The sequence below is a fragment of the Candidatus Xenohaliotis californiensis genome (assembly GCF_963930935.1).
Classification (GTDB): Bacteria; Pseudomonadota; Alphaproteobacteria; order Rickettsiales; family CAWVOK01; genus Xenohaliotis; species Xenohaliotis californiensis.
Map to the genome: position 1 here is coordinate 22,793 of NZ_CAWVOK010000025.1, position 17,895 is coordinate 40,687.

The 17,895-nt window shown below is 29.6% G+C and carries 18 protein-coding genes; 3 read left to right on the forward strand and 15 right to left on the reverse strand.

All coding sequences use genetic code 11. The features are described 5' to 3' along the window. The 3 genes from surE to AABI72_RS02930 all read right to left on the reverse strand — a co-directional run bounded on the left by surE (position 1) and on the right by AABI72_RS02930 (position 2,207). Positions 1-903, reverse strand: a complete 903-nt coding sequence (surE, locus tag AABI72_RS02920; protein ID WP_338364234.1) for a 5'/3'-nucleotidase SurE — start codon at positions 901-903, stop codon at positions 1-3. A 61-nt stretch (positions 904-964) separates the two neighbouring features. After that, positions 965-1,702: a twin-arginine translocase subunit TatC gene (tatC, locus tag AABI72_RS05000; protein ID WP_410520602.1), complete on the reverse strand. Its 738-nt coding sequence runs from the start codon at positions 1,700-1,702 to the stop codon at positions 965-967. 166 nt (positions 1,703-1,868) lie between these two features. Then, positions 1,869-2,207, reverse strand: a complete 339-nt coding sequence (locus AABI72_RS02930) for a hypothetical protein (protein ID WP_338364237.1) — start codon at positions 2,205-2,207, stop codon at positions 1,869-1,871. Positions 2,208-2,594: 387 nt separating this feature from the next. Here AABI72_RS02930 and AABI72_RS02935 point away from each other — a divergent pair, with 387 nt between their 5' ends. Continuing rightward, positions 2,595-4,043 (forward strand): proton-conducting transporter membrane subunit, encoded by a 1,449-nt coding sequence (locus AABI72_RS02935; RefSeq protein ID WP_338364238.1) that lies wholly within the window; start codon positions 2,595-2,597, stop codon positions 4,041-4,043. Positions 4,044-4,271: 228 nt separating this feature from the next. Here AABI72_RS02935 and AABI72_RS02940 read toward each other — a convergent pair whose 3' ends face one another. The 4 genes from AABI72_RS02940 to AABI72_RS02955 form a co-directional block, all read right to left on the reverse strand. Then, positions 4,272-4,682, reverse strand: a complete 411-nt coding sequence (locus tag AABI72_RS02940; protein ID WP_338364239.1) for a hypothetical protein — start codon at positions 4,680-4,682, stop codon at positions 4,272-4,274. Between the two features lie 160 nt (positions 4,683-4,842). Then, positions 4,843-5,313: a Holliday junction resolvase RuvX gene (gene ruvX, locus AABI72_RS02945; protein WP_338364240.1), complete on the reverse strand. Its 471-nt coding sequence runs from the start codon at positions 5,311-5,313 to the stop codon at positions 4,843-4,845. Beyond that, entirely contained in the window at positions 5,310-5,738 is a 429-nt protein-coding gene (locus tag AABI72_RS02950) for a polymer-forming cytoskeletal protein (RefSeq protein WP_338364241.1), read from the reverse strand. Before AABI72_RS02950 ends, ruvX begins: the two co-directional genes overlap by 4 nt. After that, positions 5,735-6,598: a M23 family metallopeptidase gene (locus AABI72_RS02955; protein WP_338364243.1), complete on the reverse strand. Its 864-nt coding sequence runs from the start codon at positions 6,596-6,598 to the stop codon at positions 5,735-5,737. Before AABI72_RS02955 ends, AABI72_RS02950 begins: the two co-directional genes overlap by 4 nt. 727 nt (positions 6,599-7,325) lie before the next feature. Here AABI72_RS02955 and AABI72_RS02960 point away from each other — a divergent pair. Next, on the forward strand, positions 7,326-8,387 hold the full coding sequence (locus AABI72_RS02960) for a hypothetical protein (protein WP_338364245.1): 1,062 nt from the start codon (positions 7,326-7,328) through the stop codon (positions 8,385-8,387). Positions 8,388-8,440: 53 nt separating this feature from the next. Here the strand turns inward: AABI72_RS02960 and gyrB are convergent, their stop codons facing one another. Beyond that, entirely contained in the window at positions 8,441-10,831 is a 2,391-nt protein-coding gene (gene gyrB / locus AABI72_RS02965) for a DNA topoisomerase (ATP-hydrolyzing) subunit B (RefSeq protein WP_338364247.1), read from the reverse strand. Between the two features lie 299 nt (positions 10,832-11,130). Between gyrB and AABI72_RS02970 the strand changes: the two genes are divergently transcribed. Continuing rightward, complete coding sequence (locus AABI72_RS02970; RefSeq protein WP_338364249.1) at positions 11,131-13,080, forward strand: hypothetical protein; 1,950 nt, start codon at positions 11,131-11,133, stop codon at positions 13,078-13,080. Here the strand turns inward: AABI72_RS02970 and rpmA are convergent. From rpmA to AABI72_RS03005, 7 genes are all read right to left on the reverse strand, one after another. Continuing rightward, positions 13,077-13,337 carry a 50S ribosomal protein L27 gene (rpmA, locus tag AABI72_RS02975; RefSeq protein ID WP_338364251.1) on the reverse strand — a complete coding sequence of 87 codons (261 nt, stop codon included), beginning with the start codon at positions 13,335-13,337 and terminating at the stop codon, positions 13,077-13,079. The two genes, AABI72_RS02970 and rpmA, sit on opposite strands and share 4 nt — an antisense overlap. A gap of 18 nt (positions 13,338-13,355) precedes the next feature. Then, positions 13,356-13,655: a 50S ribosomal protein L21 gene (gene rplU, locus AABI72_RS02980; protein ID WP_338364252.1), complete on the reverse strand. Its 300-nt coding sequence runs from the start codon at positions 13,653-13,655 to the stop codon at positions 13,356-13,358. A gap of 452 nt (positions 13,656-14,107) precedes the next feature. Beyond that, positions 14,108-14,665 (reverse strand): NAD(P)H-dependent oxidoreductase, encoded by a 558-nt coding sequence (locus AABI72_RS02985; RefSeq protein WP_338364254.1) that lies wholly within the window; start codon positions 14,663-14,665, stop codon positions 14,108-14,110. Between the two features lie 122 nt (positions 14,666-14,787). Further along, entirely contained in the window at positions 14,788-15,981 is a 1,194-nt protein-coding gene (locus AABI72_RS02990) for a DEAD/DEAH box helicase (protein WP_338364257.1), read from the reverse strand. 73 nt (positions 15,982-16,054) lie between these two features. Further along, the gene (locus AABI72_RS02995) at positions 16,055-16,273 is read right to left on the reverse strand and encodes a cold-shock protein (protein WP_338364259.1); all 219 of its coding nucleotides are present in this window, start codon (positions 16,271-16,273) and stop codon (positions 16,055-16,057) included. A 731-nt stretch (positions 16,274-17,004) separates the two neighbouring features. Next, positions 17,005-17,511 carry a histidinol-phosphatase gene (hisB, locus tag AABI72_RS03000; protein ID WP_338364262.1) on the reverse strand — a complete coding sequence of 169 codons (507 nt, stop codon included), beginning with the start codon at positions 17,509-17,511 and terminating at the stop codon, positions 17,005-17,007. A 62-nt stretch (positions 17,512-17,573) separates the two neighbouring features. After that, positions 17,574-17,732 (reverse strand): hypothetical protein, encoded by a 159-nt coding sequence (locus AABI72_RS03005; protein ID WP_338364265.1) that lies wholly within the window; start codon positions 17,730-17,732, stop codon positions 17,574-17,576. Between the last annotated feature and the right edge of the window lie 163 nt (positions 17,733-17,895).

Consider the following 17,895-nt stretch of genomic DNA (forward strand, 5'->3'; position numbering starts at 1 on the left):
TTATTCTTTTTGGTCTTGCCATGTGGTGGTCAATTGTTCTGATAGGCTGTTTAGTAAGATGTTATTATTGTTCATATTGATAGAAAGAGGAGTTACACTTACATATCCATTAGATACTGTGGCTAGATCTGAATTGTCATCTATATGTGCCAATGGGTCATTATTTATGCGCATTGCCAAAAGATTTTCCAGAGAATCAGTTTCATTCTTAGGTATTGTTTTATATGGTTTAATATTTTTTGATTTTATATTTTTATATAATTTCATTGCCTTTATTGCTCCACCATGTATCTGATATTCATCAACATTGCCATCTTTGCTGTTTCGTAATCCTGTAGTTGGTATCATTATAGCATGCCTAGTTGCACGTATACCCTTTGGTCTATGTGGTATATTGACATTAAAGGATAATTTTGGAAAGCTACTTAATGCAGGCATTAGTGGTATTAATGCACTTATTGTGTTGTTTGCCACAATATGTGCAACATCCCAGTTTACAGTAGGGTTGCTTTTTGATGAATATTCTTGGCTAATGGCGATAGAATTAATGCCTTGCAGCATTGATTCTATCGCTATGCCAACGGTGCCAGAATATCCTATATCCATAGCTAGATTAGCACCACTATTTATGCCAGACAGTACTAGGTCAGGTTTTTTTTCAGGCATTACTTTATATAATGCTGCAAGAAGACAATCAATTGGTGTGCCATCTACAGTAAATTTGTTCATACTAAGTTGTTTTATTGTCAGTTTTTCTTTAATTGTTAATGATCTGCTTGCAGCACTGCAATTTTTAGCAGGAGCAACTACCCATACATCATTTGAAAAATTTTTAGCAATTTTAGTTAATATATCTATTCCTTCGCTATCTATCCCATCATCATTACTTACAAGGATTCTCATAGTATGTTATATCTTTATTAATTATAATATAATGATATATTAAAAATTACTGTATAGCAAATTAGTGACTGTTGATTTTTAATTTATCCAAATGTTTGCTGCGTGCTTGCCAACTGCATAGAGCTATTGATACTTCATAAAGCAACATGAGTGGTATCGCAAGATATATTTGGCTTAAGATATCTGGAGGGGTCAGTATGGCAGCAATGAGAAATATTAGTATTATAGCAATTCTTCGTTTTTTACGCAGCCAATTAGCATTTATTATATTAGCTTTTGACATTATAGATAATAATAATGGCATTTGGAATGCTGCACCAAATCCAAATATTAAACTCATTGCTAGTGATAAATATTCATCTATTTTTGGTAAGAATATTATTTTGTTGTTTTTATCTGCAAAGCTAGTTAGAAAATGCCATGCAATTGGCATTATTCCACAATAAGCTAATAGTGCACCTAAGAGGAAAAGCAGTGGTGAGAATATTAAATATACGACAAATGTTTTTTTTTCATGGAGATACAGACCTGGTGCTACAAATAAATATATTTGCCAAAGTAGAAATGGAAAGGTGAGGCATATGGTAGTAAACAATGCTGTTTTTAGATAGGTAAAAAAAGCATCTGTTAGATTTGTGTATATTATATTTGACACACTTCCTGTATTGTACAGTGGCTTTAACAGTATGTTATATATATAGTGTGATTTGATGTAACATAATACAAATACTGCCATAAAAAATACACAATAGAGAAGAATTCTTTTTTTTAATTCTATAAAATGTTTTTTATATGACATTATATTAATTATGGCAAAATTATTTAAATAGAGAATTATCTATACAAGATATATTGTAATCAAGTATGCTGCATAAAACTATACAAATATGCTTTAATATTTGTATTTTGAGAATTTTTTTATTTTTGTGTTATTTTTAGATAAAATGCAGTTTCTGGATGTATTTTTAAATGTGCACATGTAAGCATTGATTTATTATTGCTAACAGTAAGCTAGCTAACAACCCTTCAATGAAACCAAATATAAACCAGCAGATTGCTAGTTTACTAGAAACAGGCAGTATTGTATAAAATCCTAAAGACATAGAGCCAAAAAGAAGTCCAATTATTATGCCAAAATTTAAGCTTTCATATATTCCATTATTAGCATGACTATAGAAAAATAGCAATGTAATCATAAATGCTGATGCTGTTTGTACTGTAATCATGATTGGCGACAATTTACATATTTCTTTTTTTGTTCTCCATATATTTGGTGTTTTATTATATAGTTTGCTCAGCAGCATTCCATGTATTAATAATTCATAGATAAATACAAAAACAGTAAGTGTGATTGAAAGTATGAAGTAATTTATGTCCATGTCTATACATATAATAATTATAAATAACTAATTTTTATTTATGCATAATATTATTTTTTTGTCAAAATATGCTTTATTATGTATGAAATTTGCTTTATGTATAATTTGTGGTTAATTTTATTTAATACTTTTTAATTTCTTGAATTAAAATAGATTGTTTATTCATTATTTAATATTAACTATGAAAATTAATTGAATTACAATTACCTCATCAACTTGCTTTAAAATAATGTAGTTGATAGAATATGCAAAAATTAACTCTTGATATCATTGGAAAAATTATTAATTTTAGTTATTGTTTGCCCTATAGCTATGGCATTGTTTGCAAGTTTTGCCCATGGCTTCTTTATACCATGGTTTATTTCCTTGCTTTCTTCAATTATTGTGCTAGTTCTTGTGCTATTTCTTTATTTAGAGTACAAGGGAAAAGTTTTACTTTATAGTGTTGGTGGATGGAACCCTCCCTATGGAATTGGCCTTAGGCTTGACCCTCTGGGAATTATAATGCTTTTTTTGATTAATATAATACTATTGTCTACTGTAATTCATTCATGGTCTACTATTAGAAATGACCTGCCTTCTAATCGTTTTAATATATTTTACTGTATACTGTTGATTTTTGCTGCTGGTATGTCTGGAATTGTTGTTAGTGATGATTTATTTAATATATATGTGTTTCTTGAAATAACTGCACTCTCAACATATACACTTATAGCTTGTGGTAATAAAAAGCAATCTTTAATAGCTGCATTTGACTATTTGGTTATGGGCACATTGGGGTCAACATTTTATCTGCTTGGCTTAGGTTTTTTATATGCAAAAACTGGAACATTGAGTTTGCCTGAAATGTCGGCAAGTTTGCCACATAATGCTGGAAATATAAGCTCAGTAATTGTAGGCGTTGCTCTGATAATTGTTGGACTGTCTGTGAAAAGTGCTATATTTCCAATGCATACTTGGATTGTAGAGGCATATAGTTGTGCACCACATTCTTTTGTAGTTATTCTCGCTGGCATTGGCACTAAGATTAATCTTTATGTAATGCTGCAAGTTTTATTCAGACTATTTAGTGTGCATTTGCTTAGCAGAATTGGTGTTGACAAGGCGTTAATAATTTCATCTTCTTTAGGAGTGTTGGTTTGTTCTGTAATAGCATCTCAAAGCAAAGATTTGCGTAGGATTTTTGCCAATTCTAGCATTGCTCAGATTGGTTATATAATCATCTGTGCTGTAATTAATACCAAACTTTCTCTGACAGCTGCAATTATACACATGCTAAGTCATGCATTGGCTAAATCAGCTTTGTTTATGGTAGCATCAAATATTAGTAATAGTAATAATCATCAATCACTTTCCAAGAAAGGATTGAATTTGCTATTATTTATGGATTATTTGGTGTTTTTTCTGTCCACAGCATCTATTATAGGACTACCTTTTACAGTTGGTTTTATAAGCAAATGGGTTATTCTTAAATCAGCATTATTGAGTAGCAATTATTTAGCTGTTTTTTCAGTAATTGTTGGTTCTATTATTGGTTTATTTTATTTTTGGCAAGCTTTGCAATATGTTTTTTATGAAGTAGATGCAAATACTCATAATACTAATACTATGAGCAAGACAACAGCATTCAACTTATTTCTTGTGCCATCTTATTTGCCGCCAATATTCTTAGCATTGTTGTTAATATTATTAGGTTTTTTTGGCAGTTCTTTGATCTCAGGTGTTGCAGAAGCTGTTAGATTAGCTTCATGGTGCTCATAATTTTTCATTAAGCGTTTTAAATAATTTTGTATTATATAATTGTCATCAATGTCTTCATTTTGCTTACAGTAGTCTATTTTTTCTAACTTAATACAAATGTCAGTTAATTTGGATAAGTTTGATATTATATTGTCAATATTAGTGCCACTGTTTTTAGATTCATTGGTCATTAGTTTTACAATGTTACTTACAGTTTTTGCAATGCTTGCAGTGGCTATGTGCTGCCATTTATTCATTTTGTGATTTGTGCATGCATTGATTGTGATTTAGCGCTGTATTTTTTTTATTTTTTGCTTGCCTTGTATTGTTTTTTGTTTTATAAAATATGATAGGTTTTTTATTATGTTTGTTAATTACCTCTACAGCTTTTTTTTTAACATACAGTGCATTGTATTCTGCCATATTACATATGATTAAGAAATCATTTGATAAGTCATTAAGCCAGGAATGTGATTGTGTTTTAGCAAGTTTTTCTTCAGTACGTGAAGAATTGTTTATAGCATCCAATAATGCTTGCATAATTACTGCACGCCAGAGTGATCGATAACGTAATGTATCTATATTTTCTTGGAAGTATTCAGATTCATCTAAATTTATTTCTCTGTCTGTGTAAAAACCCCCTATATTTTTATTATACATTTAAACCTCCATTGTTATATCAATTTATTATTAATTCTTGGTTAACTTATACAACTGATGCTACTATGATATTTTAATGATCTGGAAGCAGTTTTTTTGGGGGTATTATTTAGAATTATGTTAATTGAATGAAAGTTTAACAACAGGTTTTTGTTTGTATTTATAAATTAGCCAAAACTTCTTCTAAGATAATATTGGCAGCTATTTCATCTGTATGTAATTTTGACCATGATTTTGAATAATTAAGCTGCTGCATTCTTGATTTTGCAAAGAATGTTGTAAAATTTTCATCATATAACAAAATTGGCATAATTTTATTTTGATAGGTTAATTTTTGTAATATTTTTTTTGCAAATATCTTTGTATGTATTGTATAATCAGTATCCTTGTCTTGGTTAGTAACTCCAAAAATTAATCCAAAGATATTGTTGTTTTTTATGTATGTTGTAATATGCCATAGATCATATCGTATATTTTTGCGGTAATAGGTCTTCACAGGGAATGCAAATTTATGATCATTATCACTTTTTGCAATACCAATACGTTTTAAGCCCATGTCTAATGCTATTATTGGATGGTGGTCTCTGATTTGTTTTTTAAACTCTGATATATTATTGCATATAATGCTCATATTTTTTCTTTATCATTTTTTAGTTCATTTGTTAAATTATTTTTCATATCCTTATTAGTAGTTATTTTTATAGCTTGATTTTGTTCTACCTTACAAAGCTTGCCATCAATTAGTGCGCCACTTGTTATTATAATATTTTTATAACAAATAGTTCCTACAACTATTCCTGTTTCAGTTAGAAAAATATTTTTTGTTTTAATATTGCCTCTAGTTTTGCCACTAATTATTACATCTTCTGCTATAATGTCACCAATAACTACCCCAGATTTATGTATATTTATTGCTCTACATTTAGCATTGCCATCAATTTGTCCAGCAACCTCAATACTGCCACTACTAATGACTGTGCCCTGTATTTTTGCATCTTCTGATATAATAGATGGGATTGTTGATTTATGAGTTTTTTTAGAATTTTTAAATATCATTTGCTACTCTCATTTTTAGTAATGGTTAAAAATTTATTTGGATCAATGCGTTCTTTGTTGATTCGTATTTCATAATGTAAATGTGGGCTTGTACTTCTGCCTGAGCTACCCATTTTTCCAATAGCTGTATTTTTATTAATTTTCTGATGTTTTTTTACTAATGTTTTTGATAAATGAGCATAGAGAGTGCTAATATTGTTACCATGGTCAATTTCCACAATATTACCATAAGATCCTCTAGAACCTGCAAATTTTACTACTCCATTTGCTGTGCTATATATAGTTGCATTTAACTCAGATGCCATATCTATACCACCATGAAATGAAATCTTGCCATTAACTGGATTTTTTCTATTGCCAAATCCACTTGTTTTTCTAAATGTATTTATAAAAGGTGCGCCAAATGGTAGCTGATCCATTAATTGCTCTAAGATTATTAGTTGATGTATTTGATTGCCAATAGTTGAAATTGAGCTTAAGTCTTCTTTATCACAAATATTTCTAATAGATTGTATTTTATTTAATTGTTCTGCTATTTTTGCACTGCGAATAAGTTGAGTGTTGCTCAGTGCTTTTTCCATTGTTTCTATTCTTTCAGACAATCTTTCTTTAATTGAATTAGCTCTTTGATTGCTAGATGGTTGCATGGATTCAAAATATGATGCTATAGTCTCTATAGTTTTTGTTGTTTTTTGCAGCTCATTTTTCAGTTTGTTGTTTTCATTTTGTATGCACCGTGTTTGTTGACTAATTTTTGATATCTGATTAGATTGAATGTTTAGTTTAATTTTGATAAAAATTCCATACCCTAAAATAATTAACAGAGAAAGCAATATGATTTTCTGCAGATAATTTGGCATATATATGGATGATACAGTATTGTTGTCCTTAATTAAGATTACCGTTTTGCATCTTTTAATAGGATTTTTAGGATTTGCATACACATACATTGAAGTAACTAGATACTAACCTTGCATTATAGCAATGTATTATTTTATATCAATATTGATGGATTATGTTTTAGCTTAAAATTGCTTAGTAAAAATTAATTTATATTGTAATAATTGATACTTTCTATAAAAATTTAAGATATGAAAAATTGATCTACAAGATAAACAAATTTGTTAAGCTTGTAGTTGATATAATCATAAATAAAAAATAAACAAAAATATTGCTAAAGACACTAGAAAAGTGTTAGCAATAAGAAAAAATAATATTATTCTAATTCTAGAATATTTTTTTGAAAAATGTATTTTTAATGTTATGATTGTGTTCATTGAGATAACTCAAATAAAAATATGATATAGTATTGACAATATGATTTTGTAAGGTAAAACTTTGTAAAGTTTATAACAATGTCAGATAGTATGCTAAATTTTGCAAGAATGGCACAAGGAAAAGTCAGCTTGATTTGAAAAGAAGAATATTTAAATTTTCACTTTACTCACTTTATTTATACTTATATCAATTAACAATAAGATGAAATATTACTATTGATTTATCAAACAACATATGAAATTAACATTTTTTTTTAAAAAAATAACATAATATCAACTAATAATATAAAAATACTATTGTTTTATAAAAATGACGTTAGTTGATGATTTTGATTATAGTATTAGCAGAATACTGAAATCATATTGGAATAAAATAAATCATGACAATATAGATGAATGCTATAAATCTAGGTCAATTCCTTTAATTAAAAAATTTAAAACAAGCAAAATTAGCAACCTAAAAAGTGAACAAAATATCGTACAGTTTTTTAATGGCAAAATATCACATGTTAGTGTTAAAAATTTAGCTGATGTGTTATTGCCAGTTGATGCTAAGGAAAATATAGAATTTAACAGTGATGGTTCATTGATATTTATAAACCCCAATGAAGATGCTAATACAAATTTAGCAATAAGTATTATTACATTCATCACAATACTAGCAGAACTTGATATGATTGAATACACAATGCAAGAGGGCAATGGAGCAGTAGTATCTATGAAGTCAGCAAAAGTCAACAACAGGCACACAGTTGGCAATATTTTGTATAACATGACAAACCAAGAAGAAGAAAGAAATTTGATAAAGAAATATTATGCTAAAAATGCTGTACAAAAATATGATGCTATTGTTCTTACAACTGATTTTTTTATGATAATAGCAGTTGCAGCTATTGCTTTTAGCATAATTGCAGCAACATCAGTTGCAGCTTTATCAGCGTTAGCATGCACTGCTGTAGTGGCTATAGCAGGAGCTGTATTTTTCAAAAATAAAGGGAGGAAGATATTAAAATCAATAGAAAAAAATATGGAAGATATGGAAGATTTTTCAAAAGAACTAGAGGAAGATATAAAAGTTGCATGTAATACCCAATATAATATCAGACAAACAAAACCTACTAAGCAAGACTATAAGCAAGCAGCTCTCAAAGAGAATGATGAGAAAGCTCAAGATTCATCAGAAGCACATCCTTCTTTAAAAGATATGGATATAAAAATTGACCAAGATATAAATATACCTGATCAACATAGCACTGAGCAAGCTCTCAAAGAGAATGATGAGAAAGCTCAAGATTCATCAGAAGCACATCCTTCTTTAAAAGATACAGACATAAAAAAATTTTTTAAAAAACAAAGAAGAAATTCTATTTGATAAACCAGTCAAAATTGCATAAAGAAATAACTTTTGACTGAGACATTGCTGGATTATGTATCAATATTTTCTATATTTATAGCATTTTCAACAATAAAGTTACGACGTGGTTCAACAATATCACCCATAAGTACTGTAAACAATTCATCAGCTTTTTGTGCATCTTCAATGGTTACTTGTAATAATGTGCGATTCTCTGGATCAAGTGTTGTTTCCCATAATTGTTCTGGATTCATCTCACCTAGCCCTTTAAATCTTTGCAGATAAATTCCCTCTTTACCAACAGACCATATAATATCTAACAATTCTGATATTGTTTGTGGGGAATATGTTTTACTGTGATATTTTATCAATGCTTCTGGTGAGAATATGTTTGTTATAGGTTTGATTATTTGGGCAATTTCTTGAATATTTTTTATATCTTGATTATTTATTGTATGACTCTCTATTGATCCATATATTACTCTTGATAGTTTAAACTCATCATCTCCTGCAGTTATTTGCCATTTATTTGCACTCTCATCACTGAGTATTTTGTTCATCATTTGGATAATTGCCTCTGGAAGATACTCACTTCTTATTTCCTTGCTTGCAGCAATTGCAGCTACTTCAATAATATGTTTTGGTGTGCTGGATGATATTTGGTTTATTTTTTTTAGAATTTTTTTACACGAAGTAACAAGATCCATAACTGCATCACCTTTGTATTTTACTTCATCTGTGAGTGATATTGACAGGTTGTTGGTTGCTGATTTTAATAGATATTTATCAAGCTCTTGATCATTTTTGAGATAAATAGATTGGCTACCTTTGCGTATTTTATATAATGGTGGTTGTGCAATAAACAAATATCCACTGGTAATAACTTCACGCATATATCTAAAGAAGAAAGTTAGCAACAAGCTTCTTATATGAGAGCCATCAACATCAGCATCAGTCATTATGATAATTTTATGATATCTAATTTTTTCAATATTAAACTCATGACTAATGTTTGTGCCCATTACAGATATTAGTGATGCAATCTCATTTGATGCTAGTACTTTATCAAATCTTGCTTTTTCTACGTTTAATATTTTACCACGTAATGCTAGTACTGCTTGCTTTGCACGGCTCCTACCTTGTTTAGCTGAACCACCAGCTGAGTTTCCTTCAACTATAAATAATTCTGATTTTTCAGGAGATTTTTCTTGACAATCTGCTAACTTTCCAGGCATGGCATTTATTTCAAGTATATTTTTTTTTCTGGTAATTTCTCTTGCTTTGCGAGCAGCTTCGCGTGCAGTAGCTGCTGACATAATTTTTCCAATAATTTTTTTTGTTTCCCCTGGGTTTTCCTCAAACCAAGTAGATAGTTTTTTTGTTACAGCGTTTTCAACAATAGGCTTAACGTCAGAGCTAACTAATTTATCTTTTGTTTGAGATGAAAACTTAGGATCAGGTACTTTGGCTAACAATACACATGTTAATCCTTCACGTGTGTCATCACCACTAACTACAATAGCATTTTTTTTGTTGGAATTATGTATTGATATGTAGTTATTTATAACCTTGGTCAATCCAGATCGAAAACCAGCTAAATGTGATCCTCCATCTTTTTGGACAATATTGTTTGTAAAGCATAGTGTATTTTCATAGTATGAATCATTCCAAGCAAGTGCAAAAGAGATTTCTATTTGTTTTTCTTGATTAGTAGATGAGTTGAATATTATTTCATTATGGATCATAGATTTGTTTTTATTTATATGAGAAACAAAGCTTTTTAGTCCATCTATAGAATAAAAAGTTTCTTCTTTTATGCCACCATCTTGGCCATCTTCCTCTATTCTAAATATTATTTTTACCCCTGGTGTAAGATATGATAATTCTTGGAATTTTTTTGCTAGAATGTTTTTATTGAAGTCAATATTGGAGAATGTTTGTCTTGAAGGTTTAAATTTTATTAGTGTTCCTTGCTTGGATGTTGTGCTGTTTTTATGTAACTTTTCTATTACCTCACCTTTTGTAAATTGCATATGCCACTCAACACTATTGCGCCATATTGTTAGTTCTAAATACTCTGAAAGAGCATTGACTACCGATATACCAACACCATGCAATCCACCCGATATTTTATACGTATTATCATCAAATTTACCACCAGCATGAAGTTGTGTCATAATAAGTTCAGCTGCTGATATACCTTCTTCTTTATGAATTTCAGTTGGTATTCCTCTGCCATTATCTTCAACAGATATAGAGTTATCAGTGTATAAGGTAATGATAATTTTATTGCAATATCCAGCTAATGATTCATCAATAGCATTATCTACAGCTTCATATACCATATGATGCAAGCCACTTCCATCATCTGTGTCACCTATATACATACCAGGTCTTTTTCTTACAGCATCTAAGCCTTTAAGCACTTGTATTGATTCAGCATTGTAATTATTTTTTTGCATAATTATGGATGATGCAGAAGATATATTAGTTAATATTATATACAACTAGCATGAAAAGACAATAATTAAGAAGATTTGACCTAGTGCACAAGGTACTGTTATCAATTGTACTGAGACATTCGATGTGAGCACATATAAACTATATGATAATAATAGTCTGAATTTATGTAACAAAAATTGCTAAGTGTTTGTGTTTGATTGAAAGAAGTTACTGTAATTCCAAGTATTAAGACATTTTAAACAAGAATTAATATTGTTAATCTAAGATGATAGTGTAATAAATTAATTGTTAGTTTTGTATGCCAACCTATAATGACAAATTACTAACTCATGCTCTTAACGTTTCATCTGATTATTATTCTCACTTTATAGAGAACTATTTAAATAGTTTGTTAAGAAAAGAGAGTTTTACAATTGATGGTAAAAAAATTGATAGCAGTGCTTTGTTAAAAATAGATAAACAATTAGCAGATCATAATGTTGCTATTCAATTTAATTTTGCAGCAGTAGATCCTGATAATATTGCTGAGTTAGATCGTTTTTTAGGATCTGCAAACTACACAGATGATGATGAAGTGAGGGGTTTTTTTGCAGAAAATATTATTAATAACAACAGCAAGAATATTTTATTTAGGGAGATTGTGCAAAATATTCTTCATAATAAAGATGTTAGCACATTTTTAGCTAATAGCATGGCTAATGGCACACCTTTGGCTAAAAGAAATGTTGAAGTACAACATTTGCCAGTTGATAAAAGAGCAATGTTTTATCCAGCAAATTCTATTCTTCGTCATACAAATTATTCAGGCATTCAATCCAATATTGACTCTAAGACTGATGATATGGAATTGCTTAAGCATATTAAAGATGCTATGGATAGAGAAGATGCAGCTAATAGTTATAGTAGATTTGGTTTTCTTCATGAAAAAAAATGGTTTACTGATTTAGTAGAAGAAGAGGCTGCAAAAGCCATAGTGAATAGTGCCATAAGATATATTATTACCAATGGTAGAACAGGTGTTAAGCTTGATGAAAGTCAATGGAAGCTTCTTGACAGTAGCGCCAAAAAATGTCTAAAAGAAGCTGTTAGTTTTGTAAAAAAAAGAGATGAAACTAAATTTAAGGGCAAGGCTTTTGAGGATGCTTTTAATGTTTTGCTGTATGAGGCAGTAGATAGTAAAGGAAATTGGAATTCATCAAAAGTAAAGCTTATTACTAAAGGTTTGTTGGCAGTGCATGATGCATACCAGCATAGTAAGCTTGATGGTGAGAATGTTGTTGATTTTGCTAGAATGATGGATTATTTTGTCAATAATAGCATTAAAAGCAAGAGTTTAGGAAAAATAGTTGTGGCAAGAGGTGGGCTGCCAGATAGTTTTAAGGAGCAAGATATCTCTATTGTTGATGGTATTGTTAATGCCATGAATTTTCATGGAATTAGTTTGTCTGACATGAGGGAATTTTTTCAACTATCAAAATCATGGCTTAAAACTCCAACAGCTGTTGGAAGAACAATTAGATCAGTAGATCTTGATATTGTTGATAAAAGTGTAGAGAGAGATGCTAGGCATTATTTAAGAGTTAGAGATTTTTTGCATAATTTGCATTCAGATCCTTGTAAGGGTTTTAAAATAATACCTAGTTTAAAAATGGATCTCTATAGGCTTGTTATGAGTGATGTTTTGGACTCAACAGATAAAGCAGAGGTTGTAAAAGCTATTAAAGCTGTGCAAGTTAAGCAGCAATTATTTTATTCTGGTAGAAACATATTAGGTTTTGCTTCTCTGGAAGAATTATTGAATGATGTGGATGCTTGCAGTAGTACAGAAGTTCAAAGTGTAGTTAACGGTGTAGGAATTGGTTTAGATGATTTAAGAAGATTTTGTGCAATGTCAGCTAGGGCAATGAACTATGGTGCCACGCATGGTACTGTAAGTGATTCTAGCTTTGTAGAGGTTGATTCTGCACATGACTCCAAGAAAATGACTGATGATGAAGTTAAATCAAATGTTTTGTTGGAAGTTAAGTCTGGCTTTGCCCATAAATTTAGATCAGTTGGAAGTAGAACTGGTATTTATGCAGAGTCATTAAGAGGTGGTAAATCTGAGCTTGGCTTCACTAAAGATAAGACTAACTATGATTCTAAGTCAAAAAATGCTAAAACTAAATTTAGTAAAATGACTAAGAGTTTTGTTAAATATTTGAGGAGCACAAGACAAAAAAGTAGTAAAGATATTGGTAAATACTAAGATCTGTCCTCTAAGATATGTATGTATTTTTTTAATCGTGCTCCAGTTATAAATTTTACATATCCATCAATTTTTGCAAAAATAGTATGGTCTTTGCCTATACCTGTGTTTTTTCCAGGGTAGAATTTTGTACCTCGCTGACGTACAATTATATTACCAGCTCTAACAGTTTGACCATCATATTTTTTCAGCCCTAACCTACGTCCTGCAGAGTCTTTAGTCTTCCGTGTACTCCCACCTGATTTTTTTGTTGCCATATAATTAGTACCTCATTTTTATAGATTAATATCAGCAACTTTTAGTATAGTAACAAATTGTCTATGGCCATGTTTTCTTCTATAATTTTTACGTCTTTTCTTTTTGAATACATATATTTTTTTATCTTTTTTTTGTTCAAGGATACAAAGATTTACACTGCCTTTTTTAAAGCTTAGCTTATTAGCATCATCTGAAATCATTAATGGTTCTTTTATTTTGATAATATCACCAACATTTCCAAGTATTTTTTCTGTTTTAATTATAGTATTCTGTTTTACTACATACTGCTTCCCACCTGTGCCAATGACTGCAAACATCCTATGCTCAAAATATTTACTTAAGAATTTAAGATTATAATTTATATCAAATATTTAGAAATGTCAAGTGCATTATTTGATCAAGTGTAGGCAGATGATTAAATAACTAATAACTAGTATGATAGAATAAAGCAATAGTTAAGTTGATAATTGCAATTACTAGAATAGTGTGCATAGTGTGCATTAAATTTGTTGCTGTTGCTGTACTTAAGTTGTTATTTTAGCAATAAGATATATAAAAATTTTTAAATGAAATCACTTTATGAAAAGTTAGTTTGTTGACTAATTCAAAAATTAGCAAATCAGCAAAGTATAATAGGAGTAGTTTTTGATCTTAATAAAAATTTATCATTACAATTTTGGAGTTCTGATTTGCTAAATTTTAGATAGAATGCCTCCTGAATTGCAAAAATTATTAAATATTTACTGTATGTTTTATAGCTGTTAGCAGATTATGACAGCAATATATTGTGCAAGTGTTTCTTATAACGTTCTTTATCATTGTCAAAATTTGGTTTTTTTACTATATTATGACATGAAAAATGAGGTAGTTCTTTAAAGCCACAATATATATGTGCTTTCCTCATGGGTAATAATATATCATTTGGCGTTTTCCCTGAAAAGAATGCTTTTTGATTCTCAAATGCTTTAGCAGGGCTGTTCCATGTGGTTGATAACATGAATTTTTTACCATTCATCAGTCCACCTGAGGCATAATCTCCATCATTATTTTCAGTGAAAAATATATTATAGGTAAATACACTTTCTATATATTCTTTTAGCACTGCAGGTGGCATATACCAATAAATAGGATATTGGTATATTACTATATCTGCTTGTTTAAATTTATCAATTTCTTTCTCTATGATGCAATCCTCTGCTACAGCAGTGGTTAGTATATGATATTTTGATTCCAGTGTAACTATTGCAGCATTAAATAATCCATGGTTGTAATGACCTTTAGATGAATTGGTTGGATTTATGCCTAATATTAATAGAATAGTTTGCATTTTACTACCATGAGTTTATTTACCATACTATCTAGTAATTTTTATATTATTATGTCTATGATATCAAGTGCTAAAAATTAATGCTAATTTTAGGTTCAGATATTTGCAAATTAAATAGTCTATTATTTTGCTATTGTTAGTTTTTTATTCTTATATTTTTTTTTTGCATAAGGTTTTTTAATGCATTTTCCTGTGTTAGTTTTATACACTTTTGTGTTTTTATCGCTATTGCTATTACCATTAATTAGACTGTTTATAGAATTCCATTTATATTTGTCAGCAGGCGTTACTATACATATTGCAGAACCTGTAGCACCAGCACGTGCAGTGCGCCCAATTCGATGTATATAGTCTTCTGGGCATTGTGGTAGGTCGTAGTTAATAACATGTTCAATATGAGGTATATCTAACCCACGCGCAGCAATGTCTGTAGCAATTAGAATTCTATATTTTTGCTTCCGAAAAGCTTTCATAATAGAATCACGCTTTCTTTGATGCAAGTTACCATGTATTGCAGCAACACTATAATTATTACTGGATAGCATTTCTGCTATTTTTTCTGTATTGTGTCTTGTTTTGACAAAGACAATTATAGTGCCTTGCCTCTTGTCTAATTGTATGAGAAGTTGTTTATATTTATCATTTATGCTTACCTGAACAACTTCCTGTTTGATTTTTAAGTTTATGTTATTTGTATGTTTTATACTTATGTATGCTGGATTGTTTAAGTATTTACTTGAGATTTTTTTGATATTTTCTGGCAGTGTAGCAGAAAAAAGTAGAACCTGTTTTTTTTCCGGCATGAAATTAATAATTTTTTCAATTTGAGCAGAGAAGCCCATATCAAGCATGCGATCAGTTTCATCTAGAACTAAAAAGTCAGTATCATTTAATTCTAAATTGCCTCGCACTAGATGGTCATTTATGCGCCCTGGTGTGCCAACTATAAGGCGTGGGTTTTGCTTTATTTGTCTTATCTGCTTTGGCAATGGCTCGCCACCTATCAGTAAGGTGGTTTTTATATTTGATTTTTTCCCTAGTAATTTTTGCAGTTGTTGCATAACCTGTGTTGCAAGCTCACGTGTTGGTGTCATTACTAATGCTGAGTTATGCTTTGTGCATATTAATTTTGCTACTAATGGTATGCCAAATGCAGCTGTTTTTCCTGTGCCAGTTTGAGCAGATCCTAAAATATCCTGACCATTTAGTGCTGGAGGAATGGCTTGTATCTGAATGGGCGTTGGAGTGTGAAATCCTATATATGTTAGTGTATGCAATAAAGACTTTGGAAGTCCAATTGTTTCAAAATTTTTCATTATTTGTTCCTAGCTATGTAAAATGCAGCCATTTAAGAAGTTTTTTAGATTATAGATAGTGCCTGTAAAAGTTTTAAACTGTGTTAGCATCAAGTAGTTTAAGTTCTATTGCATAGTGTTTGCCTCTATTGCTTGTAACCTCATAACTTACTCGTTGTTTTTCTGTTAATTTGACTAAACCAGCTTTTTCTACTGCACTTATGTGTACAAATACATCATTCGTTCCATCATCAGGTTGGATAAAGCCATATCCTTTATTTAAATTAAACCACTTTACTGTACCATTAATCATTAATTATCTCCATTTAGCATTATGTTATAGCTATTTATAAACAGCAATTAAAAATAAGAGCTGTTTTCATACAATGCTATTCTATTAGCACAGTGTTATTAATAAATCTAAATTTAATAACAAGAAGAATGTAATATTCACATGATTAGCATCAGAGATACCACAATATGGCTTTACAAAATAGCTAAAGTATTCAAAGAACTCAAATACTATTATAACATTATAACAGCAATATACAACCCATACTTGGATGATAGTTAATACTATATTAAATATAATTTGTTTATGCTAATTTGTATGTTGACATGGAATGATAGTTGATTTTTGTATTAATAGCTTGAAATAAATTTAGCTCATTATTTTATATATTTATTATTTTACAAATTGCATGTATTGTAAATTTTATTTAAGACATCTTTCACCCCACCTCTAAAGACAAACCATACCTCTTTAAAAGTTTTTTGGATAAAGTTTTTTTGTGCTTCATTTACCATAAGTAAAAAATAACCAAAACAAGGTTTTTTATGGGTCTGCCTATGCCAACAGCAGGTCTCTAATTTGCTTTTTGTTATGAAAACATTCTATATCTAGCTGTTTCAGTTTTTTAGTTTCAATTAAGAAGTGGCATGCTTTGATGCATTACCATGCTAGCATTGTGTGAACTATTTAATGTAAATTAATTTTATTTTGTATTATTTTGTATTATTTTATCTACTATTTGTTTATTTTTGCTAATTTTTAAGACCAGAAAGTGCTAATTTTGTTATTTCTGGCCAACCTTGTGTTTCAGAGATTAAAAATCCATGAACTTTAATGTTTTTAGCAAACTGCATGTCAGTTTGTATGTCACCAACCATCAAGCTGTGTTTTTTGCATATATGGATTGTTTTCAGATATTCATCTACTAAACCAGTTTTTGGCTTACGACAGTTACAATTATTAGATGCAAAATGTGGGCAGCAAAACAATTTGGAAAAGATTATTCCTTCACTGTTAAATACTTCAAACATCTTTTTGTTTATTAGTTTATAATTTTCCAAAGGATTGTTTACACTTCCTAATCCATTTTGATTAGTTACCATTATTATTTCAAATCCATTGTTAATGAATTTTTTTAATGAGCTTATTACAAATGGCATGAATTTTAATTCTTCAAGAGAATTTATCTGTTCTGTTATTGGTGGCTCAACAATCAGTGTACCATCTCTATCAACAAATAGTATTTTTTTGAAATTCATTATTAGTGTATTAATTTATTGTTAATTTATGCATTGTACATCAAATTTTTTTGAGTTACTTGTCAAGTTGTTTTATGCAACTTTTTTATATTAATGGCCATTTTTAATTTAATACTGGCAATTATTTTTATAAATTTATACCATGGCATTTCTGTAAAATTTATGTTTTCAAATCCACTATCTTTAAAATTGCATATGCTTAAATATAAAATTTTGTTCATAAATTTTTATTTTAATGATTATGCCAATATTTTAATCTTCATCAAGAATAATATATACAAAATCAGTTTATTGTTTGTGGTTTTGTAAAATATTTAAGTTTTTATTAGAAAACTCTTGCTTGAATTATTTTAAATTTCTTACAGTGCATACTATGCTGCTATT